Origin of the sequence: Dethiobacter alkaliphilus AHT 1 (assembly GCF_000174415.1) — a bacterium.
GTDB classification, from domain to species: Bacteria; Bacillota; Dethiobacteria; order Dethiobacterales; family Dethiobacteraceae; genus Dethiobacter; species Dethiobacter alkaliphilus.
Genome location: NZ_ACJM01000003.1, coordinates 216,097 through 226,831, shown reverse-complemented (window position 1 = coordinate 226,831; position 10,735 = coordinate 216,097). Strand labels below are relative to the sequence as shown.

14 protein-coding genes are annotated in these 10,735 nt (G+C 41.7%); 13 read left to right on the top strand and 1 reads right to left on the bottom strand.

Annotation, left to right across the window (positions count from 1 at the left end; genetic code table 11):
* Positions 1 to 179: 179 nt before the first annotated feature.
* The 3 genes from DEALDRAFT_RS04440 (at position 180) to DEALDRAFT_RS16405 (ending at position 1,721) form a co-directional block, all read left to right on the top strand.
* The gene (locus DEALDRAFT_RS04440) at positions 180 to 524 is read left to right on the top strand and encodes a hypothetical protein (protein ID WP_008515267.1); all 345 of its coding nucleotides are present in this window, start codon (positions 180 to 182) and stop codon (positions 522 to 524) included.
* A gap of 289 nt (positions 525 to 813) precedes the next feature.
* Positions 814 to 1,089: a hypothetical protein gene (locus DEALDRAFT_RS16700; RefSeq protein ID WP_143753376.1), complete on the top strand. Its 276-nt coding sequence runs from the start codon at positions 814 to 816 to the stop codon at positions 1,087 to 1,089.
* A gap of 440 nt (positions 1,090 to 1,529) precedes the next feature.
* On the top strand, positions 1,530 to 1,721 hold the full coding sequence (locus DEALDRAFT_RS16405) for a sigma factor-like helix-turn-helix DNA-binding protein (RefSeq protein WP_243441134.1): 192 nt from the start codon (positions 1,530 to 1,532) through the stop codon (positions 1,719 to 1,721).
* Between the two features lie 59 nt (positions 1,722 to 1,780).
* Here DEALDRAFT_RS16405 and DEALDRAFT_RS04435 read toward each other — a convergent pair whose 3' ends face one another.
* Entirely contained in the window at positions 1,781 to 3,169 is a 1,389-nt protein-coding gene (locus DEALDRAFT_RS04435; protein WP_008515265.1) for a sigma-54 interaction domain-containing protein, read from the bottom strand.
* A 395-nt stretch (positions 3,170 to 3,564) separates the two neighbouring features.
* Between DEALDRAFT_RS04435 and DEALDRAFT_RS17390 the strand changes: the two genes are divergently transcribed.
* The 10 genes from DEALDRAFT_RS17390 to DEALDRAFT_RS04390 all read left to right on the top strand — a co-directional run bounded on the left by DEALDRAFT_RS17390 (position 3,565) and on the right by DEALDRAFT_RS04390 (position 10,669).
* Positions 3,565 to 3,687 (top strand): hypothetical protein, encoded by a 123-nt coding sequence (locus DEALDRAFT_RS17390; protein WP_276324439.1) that lies wholly within the window; start codon positions 3,565 to 3,567, stop codon positions 3,685 to 3,687.
* A 62-nt stretch (positions 3,688 to 3,749) separates the two neighbouring features.
* The gene (locus tag DEALDRAFT_RS04430) at positions 3,750 to 4,691 is read left to right on the top strand and encodes a nucleoside recognition domain-containing protein (RefSeq protein ID WP_008515260.1); all 942 of its coding nucleotides are present in this window, start codon (positions 3,750 to 3,752) and stop codon (positions 4,689 to 4,691) included.
* A 306-nt stretch (positions 4,692 to 4,997) separates the two neighbouring features.
* Positions 4,998 to 5,330, top strand: coding sequence for a PadR family transcriptional regulator (locus tag DEALDRAFT_RS04425; protein ID WP_008515258.1), 333 nt, complete (start codon positions 4,998 to 5,000; stop codon positions 5,328 to 5,330).
* Positions 5,323 to 6,477: a DUF2812 domain-containing protein gene (locus DEALDRAFT_RS04420; protein WP_008515256.1), complete on the top strand. Its 1,155-nt coding sequence runs from the start codon at positions 5,323 to 5,325 to the stop codon at positions 6,475 to 6,477. The genes DEALDRAFT_RS04425 and DEALDRAFT_RS04420 overlap by 8 nt, the downstream gene beginning before the upstream one ends.
* Before the next feature lie 274 nt (positions 6,478 to 6,751).
* On the top strand, positions 6,752 to 7,090 hold the full coding sequence (locus DEALDRAFT_RS04415) for a PadR family transcriptional regulator (protein WP_040378408.1): 339 nt from the start codon (positions 6,752 to 6,754) through the stop codon (positions 7,088 to 7,090).
* Positions 7,077 to 7,754 (top strand): DUF1048 domain-containing protein, encoded by a 678-nt coding sequence (locus tag DEALDRAFT_RS04410; RefSeq protein ID WP_008515252.1) that lies wholly within the window; start codon positions 7,077 to 7,079, stop codon positions 7,752 to 7,754. The genes DEALDRAFT_RS04415 and DEALDRAFT_RS04410 overlap by 14 nt, the downstream gene beginning before the upstream one ends.
* Before the next feature lie 316 nt (positions 7,755 to 8,070).
* Positions 8,071 to 8,634: a hypothetical protein gene (locus DEALDRAFT_RS04405; RefSeq protein ID WP_008515251.1), complete on the top strand. Its 564-nt coding sequence runs from the start codon at positions 8,071 to 8,073 to the stop codon at positions 8,632 to 8,634.
* An 11-nt stretch (positions 8,635 to 8,645) separates the two neighbouring features.
* Entirely contained in the window at positions 8,646 to 8,831 is a 186-nt protein-coding gene (locus tag DEALDRAFT_RS04400) for a helix-turn-helix transcriptional regulator (protein ID WP_318026054.1), read from the top strand.
* A 57-nt stretch (positions 8,832 to 8,888) separates the two neighbouring features.
* Complete coding sequence (locus tag DEALDRAFT_RS04395; RefSeq protein WP_008515246.1) at positions 8,889 to 10,253, top strand: alpha/beta fold hydrolase; 1,365 nt, start codon at positions 8,889 to 8,891, stop codon at positions 10,251 to 10,253.
* Positions 10,254 to 10,279: 26 nt separating this feature from the next.
* Positions 10,280 to 10,669, top strand: coding sequence for a DUF3887 domain-containing protein (locus DEALDRAFT_RS04390; protein ID WP_008515244.1), 390 nt, complete (start codon positions 10,280 to 10,282; stop codon positions 10,667 to 10,669).
* Positions 10,670 to 10,735 lie beyond the last annotated feature (66 nt).

Sequence of the window (10,735 nt, the reverse complement as noted above, 5' to 3'; positions counted from 1 at the left end):
GGGATATCAGTCAAGATTTATTTGTGATGAATTACGGAAAAGCGTGATTACGAAGTGCAAAAATATTGGTCTAAGAAATAAATGGGCTGAAGTAGCATGTACACGGTTTTGTTGCTTGAAGATATTGTATTAACATCTTTAAGTTACTTACTTAAACAAAGTTAATTCAGGGGTGCAGAATGGAAAATGAGGTTAGAACATTAGCATATTATATTTTTTCTTTTTGGATAATTGGATATATTTTATCAACAATTAGAGAGCGTCATGTAGGGTATTTTATTCAGATCCCTAGCTGGCTTAACAGATTGTTGTTCATATTCAGAGCCAATAAGCCAGTTAGCATTTTAGCTGTTGCATGTCAGAGTTTCTTTATTGTTGTAGTGATGGTGTTGTTACTACTTTTTAGATTAAGTGTAATTTCAGAACTTAGTGATGTAATTAATATTTTGGGTTATATGATTACCGCTTCAGTTATCCTTGTTGGCTTGTCAATAATCATTATAGGGATTCTTTGCGACGATTAATGAACACTTTAAAACAGGTGTGATGCTTCAGAACTTGACCAGCCAATTATTTCTACGTATCAAAGAACGAGCCGACAACAACATAACCAGCGGTCACTGTGGGGGGAAGGTTTTATTACAGCACTTATTTCAGGGTCTTCAAGTGGTACAGTAAGAAGTTTTAAATAGCCTTCCGTAAGAACGGGGTTTCATTAAGTTCTACTTACTGAAGCCCCAATTCGCATTTTTTGCAAAAAAACTTCTTGTTAAGTGGGGTTTTTTTAGATTAAAAAGGATGTGAACTTAGAGCTTGAAATTACAAGGTAACATATGGACAATTATTTTTGGATTTTTTATAGGGATTTACTGGTTTTTTATTACTATGTCTGCCTTTAATTTATTTGAACAACCTATATCCAGTAATTTGCTTAAATCAGCTATATCATCACTTGGGTTATTAATATGTGTTTATTCATTAGGGATTGCGGCAGAAGGTTGGAAAAAAGGACTTAAATACCCATTTTATGTTGCGCTCGCTATTATTGCAGCTTATTTACTTGGGTCATTTCTGGATTACTTGACTTAGCGATATTAGAGAGGAGGAGTATGCAATGGAAAGATTATTTTTCTGGACGTACTTATACTTGAAAATTTAATTAAGTATATTATTTATATTGCCTGGCTTTGTATTAGGCTCCTTCCAAACAAAAGAAATAAGTCAAATTCTATTTGTTTTAGCTTTTTTCCCATGGTTTTTCTTTTACTTAGTAATAATATTTCAAGCACTGGACAAGCCAGTCTTTAAATTATTCCCATTATTACAACGATATTCAGAAAGGCAAAGCATTCTACTTGGTAGAAGAACTAAAAGAATTACAAATAAAGAAAAAGAAAATATTAAAGACTTTAACCGGAAGCTGTTTCTTTTTTGCATGATAGTATCACTTAGCTGTCTGAGTGCCGCCATTATTGTTGGAGACTAATGACCATAGCTTTTATTAAGAAATTTGTAGTCTGTTTGCCGCTTTGGCAACAAAGCTAAAACTCCGCGAACGCACCGTCCTGGCCATGCGCTTTGGCCTGCCCATGGGCCGGCGCAAAACCCAAAAGGAAATCGCCAAATCCCTTGGCATCTCCCGATCCTACGTTTTCCGAATTGAGAAGAAAGTGATCGCGAAAATAGCCGAAGAGTTCCGCCAGGAAAGACAGAGTTTATAGTAGATATATTGTAAGAATGAAAGAAGCCCGAAAATTTCGGGCTTCTTTCATTTAGGATCTTACATATTTAACTTTTTCATTTTCTGGTAGAGGGTGGTCCGGTGAATCCCTAGTAGTTTTGCGGCCTGTGCCTTGTTGCCGTTACAGGACTCCAAAGCATTGATTATTGCATCTTTTTCAGTGAGGTGAATTTGGTCTTCCAGTGCATTGGTGTTGCTTTTTCTTTCTTCGGAATTTATGCCGGATAATGCTTGTTTAACATGATTTTCTTCTACCAAGTCACTGTCTACAAGAAAAAATAACCGTTCTACCACGTTGAGAAGTTCTCTGATATTTCCCGGCCAATCATACATGGTTAAGGTTTGCATCGCCTGTGAGGAGAACCGTTTATTGCCATACTCTGAGCTGTTTAGATTTTTGAGGCTTTTGTCCACTATCAGAGAGATATCTTCATATCGTTCTCTTAAAGGCGGGATAATCAGGCTAATGGTATTTAACCTGTAAAACAAGTCTGCCCGGAATTCATTATTGCGGACTTTATCTTCGATATTCACATTGGTAGCGGCAATAACCCGGACATCTACTTTTTGTCTGGTCAGGCCTCCTACTCTCTCAAACTGCCTGTCCTGCAGGACACGTAATAGTTTTGACTGCATCCCCAAAGGCATGTCGCCAATTTCGTCCAGAAAAATTGTTCCACCATCGGCCAGTTCGAATTTTCCTATTTTCCCATTTTTTCGAGCCCCTGTAAATGCCCCTTCATCGTAGCCAAATAACTCAGATTCTAATAAATCCTGCGGGATGGCTGCACAATTGATGCTGACAAAAGGCCCGTTGCAACTATTACTATTGTTATGAATGGCATGAGCAAATAGCTCTTTACCAACACCGGTTTCTCCCTGAATCAGAACATTAGTGTTTGTTGCTGCAACCTTATGAGCAAGCCTTTTAACTGCGGTAATGGACTGGGATACGCCAAGAATATCGGCAAAGTCATAGGTTGCGGTATACCTTAGTTCGTTTTCGAATTTTTTTGCTTTGTTTTCGGCTACTTGCAGCTTTTTTGCCAGTGATTTTACCTCATCCACATCACGGAAGCTGATTTTGCCAATGGCGCCCAATAGCTTACCATCCATAAAGACCGGGATTCTCTGGACTATAGCCTCTCTTCCCTTGATGTTTTGCAAGTAATCTATTTCAGGCTTTTCAGTGGAAATAACTACATGCAGTCTGGTGTTTTCAATAATTTCGGTAACATGTTTGCCAATGGCCTCTTCATCCGAAATATTTAAAAATTCCTGATATTGTTTATTGAAGAAAACCACATAACCCTCGTTGTCTACGAGGGCGATGGGTTCCGGGATAACATTTAGGATGTATTCGTAAATTTTGCATACATTGCATGAAGTATCTTTAGCTTTAAAAATCTTCGCCAGTTCTGAATCCATAGACTACCCCTCCGGCTATCTGCGTTTTTAAAGTTATTAGTTTTACTTTACCATAAGCTTGAAGACTTTTCCAATAAGCTCAAGGATAATACTGAATGCTTGGCGATGTACTGTTATCAAGGGTGTAGTATTATCGCTACATGTACTTCGCTGCTGAGTGTATATGTATAACTACACTTGTCTATCTACCACTGTCTATGAAAACGCAGAAAGCCCCATAAAATCGGCAAAATTATCGAAATTGTTCAAAGTTAGTAAAATGGCATGGTCCTTGCTTTATATAATAAAAAGACACTCGGTTACAGACTATTGATTACTGCGCTTCGATAGTTTGACCCAAAGCAGAAGGAGTGATGACATATGGTAAAGCGCTTGGAGTACTGTGTCCACGGAGAATGGAGGCAGTCAAAACCGAAAATTATATGCCCGTTACCGATTCAAGTACCGGTGAATTAATGGCTGAGATAAGCGGACTTTCCATGCCGGCAACAGCGGAGAAAGCTGTACTTACCAGTTGATGATAAGGCATGACCTTTAAGCTGTTCTACTATTGTGAAATAAAAATTAGAGGAGAATTGTTTTGCAAAATATTATTGAACTACTACTAACTTCAGGTGAGACAGGAATAAATCTCGCCTTATATGTGCTATTACCTGTTATGGTGATAATGATGTCTTTTATGAAGGTGTTAGAAGAGAAGGGTATTTTAGGTCGGGTCGCCTTAAAATTATCACCAATTCTAATTTTATTTGGACTCCCTGGTCTGGGGGTGTTTGCTATTCTACAGGTTATGTTTGTAAACTTTGCAGCCCCCTTGAGTACTTTAAAAATTATTGAACGAGACATTCATATTTCAAAACAGAAAATTGCTGCGACATTGGCTGCAATTATGGCAATGTCCCAGGCAAACGTTACCTTTCCGTTAGCTGTTGCAGGGCTAAACGTCCCTGTTGCATTAGCTACTTCTCTGGCAGGGGGATTGCTGGCAGGGTTTGTCGCCTATCGATTGACAGATACAGAGGATTCGGGAGAAGAAGGACAAAATAACAAGAAAATTATTGAAGCTGCACCGGTCGAAAAGCGAGGTATACTACAGACTATTAACAGGGGAGGAGAAGAAGGCGTTCACATAGTGTTTAGTACTCTTCCTGCCCTGATATTAGCACTGCTGTTCGTGAATATTTTAAGATCTGTTGGTGCAATTGATTTGCTGGAAACTGCTTTGTCTCCGCTATTAGTTAGTATTGGGGTGCCGGGAATTGCTGTGCTCCCGATGATAACAAAATATCTGGCAGGCGGCACTGCGATGATGGCAATAACTTTAGACCTGGTAGCAGAAGGTGCTTTAACGGCAACAGAATTAAATCGGATAGCCGGCTTTGCAATAAACACTTTAGATCCGGTGGCTTTTGCCGTGCTGTTTTCTTCCGGGCCCCGTGTTGCATCGGTAGGTAAACCTGCCATCATAGGAGCTCTGGTTGGAATCCTGTTAAGAACAATAATTCATTTTATCATCTTTTAACGAACCCAACGCTCTTAGATGTCCTGGGCTCCGACGAAGAACTGATCCTAAACGAAGTAGACCGCAAGATGCTGGAAAGCCGCTCCTGACCTTTGAGGTTGGGATTGGCTTTTTTTATTACCCGGCGGACAAGGGGGGCGCAACTGGGTAGGTATGTTCGAGGCTATAAACGCAAATAGAAGTAGAGGTGTAAACACTGGGTATGAAAGTCATTGCAAAAGTAAGTGGACGTGTGATTATGTATTGACATGATATGTAGCAGCGTGATATAGTCAGGGTGCGACATAGTTGAATTGAGGTGATTGCTTGAGCCTGCAAAAGATACTTAAAAATTATCTACCCATGACTGAGACAGCTTTTTATATACTTCTTTCGCTTACACAGCCACGTCACGGGTACGGGATTATTAAGCATGTGGAAGAAATTACAAACAATCGTATTAAGTTAGGCTCGGGCACTGTATACGGTACGCTGACGAAAATGCAAAAAGACGGTATCATAACCGTCCATTCCGATCAGCGGCGCAAAACAGTCTATGAAATCACCGGAGCCGGAAAGCAACTTATGTTAGCGGAAATAACCCGGCTAAAAGAGCTGCATGAGAATGCCGCGCGCTATGAGGAGGCATTTTATGACTAAGAAAGTGTTCCGGCCGTTCTGGAGCTATGATGTGGAATCAACACAAAAATGGTTGTCCGAAATGGCGGCCAAAGGGTATCATCTTCAGGCACTGGAATGGGGCGGTATGTTTGTTTTTGCGGTTAATGAACCGCAAAGCATAACCTACTTTATTGATTATAAATCCAACCCGCTGTCGGAGTCACTGAAGGAGGCCGGCTGGTTCCAGGTTCTAAAGAGCGGCAATTGGACGGTGCTGGGCAATGCAAACCCTGCCGCAGAAGTCCATACGTTTCCAATCCGAAGTAACGCGCTGCTTTCCCGCAATCAAATCATTATGTATGTTACCGGCTTCTTTGCCGTCACCCATTTCATTCTGTTTTTCTTGACTGGCCTGATATCGAGGATCCTTACACAAATTCCCACCACATTTGTTCCCAGTCCTTTCTGGTCAGTCCATATTTTGTTTTATAGCTGGGTCTATTACAGCTTCATCAAACTCTTTATAACCAATAAATCTCTTGAGCAGGAAAGCGGGGAGGGAGTAACGTTCACTCCTGAGCCGTACTCTGATCCTGAATGTGCCGCACTAAGCCCTGACCGTTTGATTCGCAGGTTTAAACCGGGATGGATGTATGCTCCGGATAAACTGGAACACTGGCTGGAAACAATGGAAGCCCAGGGCTACAATCTCTGCCGGATCGATCCCATGGGCAGCATGTTCTATTTTATGAAAGGCAAACCGCGCCGGGTCGCCTATCATGCGGATTTTAACAATAAACCAGAATCAGGGTACTTTCAGATCCACCAGGACGCCGGCTGGAAAATTCGCTACTCCCGCACTTCCTTCATGGAGAGTTGGACTATATTGTCCCGTGAGTACCGGGAGGGGGAAGAGAAACCGCAAATCTACAGCGATGCCTCCGATTCCCTGCAACGTGCAAAAAAGGTTGCTGTTACGTATTCCGCCTTTTCTATGCCGCTCGTCATTATTTATGGGGGTTTTATTCTGCAGCAGATAAATGCCATCAGGCTTGATCAGGCATATAGAACAGATACAATATTTCTCTTTGGCATGAGCATCATTATCTTCGGCTCTTTTACCGTCCGCTCCTGGTTATTTTACAGACGGCTGAAAAACAGGATCTGCACCCACAACAATGCCTGACTTAAAACCACCTTCTCACTGTTTTGAAAACAGCTCAGATTCTAACAGGCCTTGGTATTGCTGCATTGCTTATAGTCCCTTTGAGCGTATATGCCGGTTACAGGTTGTACTCTAAAGACCACAAATTTTAGGCCTAAATGAACGACACGCTATATACCACGCTTACTGTTGATAAGAACAGGTAAGCGTGTTTTATTTGACTCAGGGTTTATTGACTGCAGCCCTAGCATGTATTACAATGTAGTTGCTAGCATGTATTGCAGGGTAGGTGGGTATGATGAAATCCCCCCAGCTTTTGAAGGGTGTTATTGAAGGAGCAATATTAAAGATTATTTCGCAAAAAAGTACCTATGGTTATGAGATTTATCAAATCTTAATGCAGTACGGGTTTAAGGACTTTTCCGAGGGCTCCCTGTATCCGTTGTTGGTTCGTCTTGAAACAAAGCAATATATTAGGTCTGAGAAAAAAGAATCCCCTCTGGGGCCGGACAGAAAATATTATTACTTAACAAGCTTTGGCGAGGAGCAGTTGGAAAGCTTTACAGGTTCGTGGCAAAACCTGGTGAGTAGTATGGATGCGTTGTGGGGAGGCATTGACGATGAATGTTTATAGTTATGTCGATAGAGTTAACAAGCGGAAAGAACTGGAGAAAAAGCTGCAGGGTGAATATCTAAAAACATATCGTGCCGTGTTTAAATACCTGGTATTTCGCACACTGAATCATTGGCTCTTAGAAGAAATTGCACAGGACATATTGGATCTGTTTTTGGAAAGCCAGAGTAGAGGTGAAAAAGTTCAATCAGTCATTGGCGGGGATTATAAGAAGTTTTGCGATGAAATTATCAGTGAAAGTGCACTAAAAATGAAGCCAAACTTTCTTGTGTATTTCAGTCTTGGTCAATATATGTTAATCCTGTCTTTTTTTGTTACCGGGCTAGGTATCCTTGAACTTTACCGTTATTATGTAGGGGAGAGACCAACACCGGTTTTTGACGTTACCTTAATATCAGCAATTATCGTTGTAGGAACTTTACTGGGTGCCATTTTAATAAGTTTAATTATTGGCAAATCCGGATACTCGGCATTTAAGATGCTGTTAACTCCTTTAGCGCTCCTTTTACCACTGCTGCTAATTGGTTTACTCCACTTACTGACGATTGACATGAGTACCGTACTTTTCAGAATCAATATTATCCTTGCCATAGCCTTTTCATGGGGAACATATATAATCGCCGGTAACAAAGAGAAAAAACTGTTACAGACGACGACAAAGTAACAGCCTGCACTTTGGAGCAAATCAACAATGGATTTTTTGCCTTTATACAGGGGTGTGAAAATCAAGACAGTTGCGATTTCACACCCCTGTTCTGATTGGATATCAATTCGTTGACTACTGCGGGACAAAACTATTTTGCCCTCATTAATTATCGTCAATTTGAGAGTATAACGATAAACTGGCGGAATAAGCTTTTATCTTCAGTGTTTATTTTTATGTTTACGATGTAAAGCATGCTATACATAAAGTTATTAAGTTTTGACATATAGATAAGTATGTTATATATTTTAAGTGAGAGGTTTAGGAGGGAATAATAATGGACGGAAAAGCAAGGAAGTTGATTTTTTGGCTATTACTGCTGACTGGAAGTGCGTTTGGTACTGTTTTGGCACAGTATTTCGGAGGTGCTATTAATCCGTTTATGTTATTAGGAATACTAGCCGGAGTATCTCTGGGAATCTTTGTTATCCATTTTGCCAAAGGGCCCTTTCGCCGTTGGGTAATAGCAATTTTATCAGCACTTTTTATTCCGGTTGTCATAACAGGGATAGTCACTTATATACTTTCCCTGCTGGGGTTTGATACTTCGCTGCAAAGCATTTTCACTGTTTATATACTGGGACTGCTGTTCATAATTTTTATTGCTATCCGTATTGACGATAAAGATTTTTTGCGTGATGTTCCCGAATATGATGAAAGGCAACTGCATCATTTTGCCTGGAGCAGTGCCTGGTCTTTTCTTTTACTGTTTTTTCTGGTAATTGGTGCCTTGGCGCAGCCCTGGGTAGGTCTTGACAACCTTGGTTTATGGATTGGTGTCCTTGGCGTCACTTATCTGTTCTGGGTAATTAATATTACTGTTTTGGGGTTGAGAAAGTAGTGGAAAATAAGTTGAAAGTTTATAGAGCTATGCATGACCTTACTCAGGAAGAACTGGCAAAAAAGCTCGGCGTTACCCGGGCAACTGTGAATTCCATTGAGAAAGGCAGATACGATCCATCCATTAAGCTGGCTTTTAAGATGGCCCGTTTTTTTGCAGTAAATGTGGAAGAATTGTTCATTTACGATGAAAAATAGTGATATAATTAATGTGGCATTTGTTAATATATGACTAATTTGGGGCGGAAGGTTGGTGTGCGTTTGTATAAACTAACTTTTATCCTATTAATTCTTTTAGCTGTTGTGACAGCGTCCTGCAGTACTCAAACTGCACCTGCAGATCCCCCTCTGGAAGGTGACGTTACCGACCTGGCAGTTGATTTTGTTACCAAGCTGTCCGAAGAGGATTTTGCCGGAACAGTGGCATATTATGATGCAAACATGAGGCAGGCCTTACCTGAGAGTAATCTGCGGGAAGTATGGGAACAACTGCTGGGGCAGGCAGGCCCTTTTGTGGGTATCTTGGATACAAGAGTAGAAAGCGATGATGAGTATGATGCAGTCTTGGTCACCTCAGAGTTTGAAAGCCTGGTATTGGATATAAGAGTCGTGTTTAATAGGGATAAGCGTGTGGCGGGGCTTTTCTTCCAGCCTGCCCAGGAGCATTATGAGAGTGAATACCGCCTGCCGCCTTATACCGACACTGCTGCCTTTACTGAATATGAGGTTACTGTCGGCAGCGGAGAGTGGGCTCTGCCCGGCACCTTGACTGTGCCATTGGAAAGCGGGTCGCACCCTGCAGTTGTCCTGGTACACGGTTCAGGCCCCAATGACAGGGATGAAACTATCGGTCCCAACAAGCCCTTTAAAGACCTGGCAACAGGGCTCTCTTCCAGAGGAATTGCAGTCTTGCGATATGAAAAAAGAACTAAAGAACACGGGCAGGCAATGGCTTCCCAGATGGAGACTCTGACACCGAAGGAAGAAGTTATAGATGATGCCCTGGCAGCAGTGGCTTTGCTAAGAAGTAGAGATGATATTGATCCTGAGAGCATTTATGTCTTGGGGCACAGCCTGGGAGGTACCCTGGCCCCGCTTATCGGCGCAGAAGACAGGGAGATAGCCGGATTAATTATCCTGGCGGGGGCAGCAAGGCCTCTTGAAGACATTATCCTTGAGCAGTATCACTATCTGGCAGGTTTGGAAGAGAAGGTTACTGAAGAAACAGAAGCAGCATTGCAAGACATGCAGTTGAGGGTTGAACGTGTGAAAGATCCCGATCTCTCTTTGGATACGCCTGCAGACAAACTACCACTTGGCATGCCGGCATCCTACTGGTTGTACCTGAGGGATTACAACCCTGCCGAGACAGCGAAAACTCTTTCTGTGCCTGTGCTGATACTGCAGGGTGAGCGGGACTACCAGGTTACAATGGAAGACTTTACAATCTGGCAGGATGAACTCAGTTCACGTACAGATGTAGCTTTTAAGTCTTATCCCGGTTTAAATCATCTGTTTATGAAAGGTGAAGGACCGGGTAACCCTAATGAATACATGCAACCGGGCAATGTGGCTCAAGAGGTAGTGGACGACATTGTAAGTTGGCTACAGGTCCGTTAATATAAACATGAAAAAGGGGTGGTCAAATGTTAAAGCGCTTTGCTGTCTTTTGCCTGCTGGTTATCTTTGTTTTTGTTCTCGCCTCCTGTGGGCAGTCCGGGGAATCCGATGTCAATGAAGAGTTATATGAAAAGGCTAGCGAGTTTGTCTCTCAGTTGGTGGATGGAGATTACAGCAGTGCCTTTGCATCATTTGACGACGACATGAAGGCGGCACTTCCCCAGAGCGATTTGCAGGCAGCCTGGGAGCAGGTAATAACACAGGTGGGTGATTATAAGGGCGAAGTGGGTAAGCGCACAGACCAGGTAGACGGATACGACAGAGTTTTTGTAAACAGTGAATTTGAAGACGCAACAATAGATATAATTGTTGTTTTTAATAGTGAGAAAGAGATATCCGGTCTGTTCTTCCAGTAAGGTACATTGCTGAAAATACAGGTTATACTTATTTTATGAGGTAAGTTAGCTAAAACGCCGGGATTT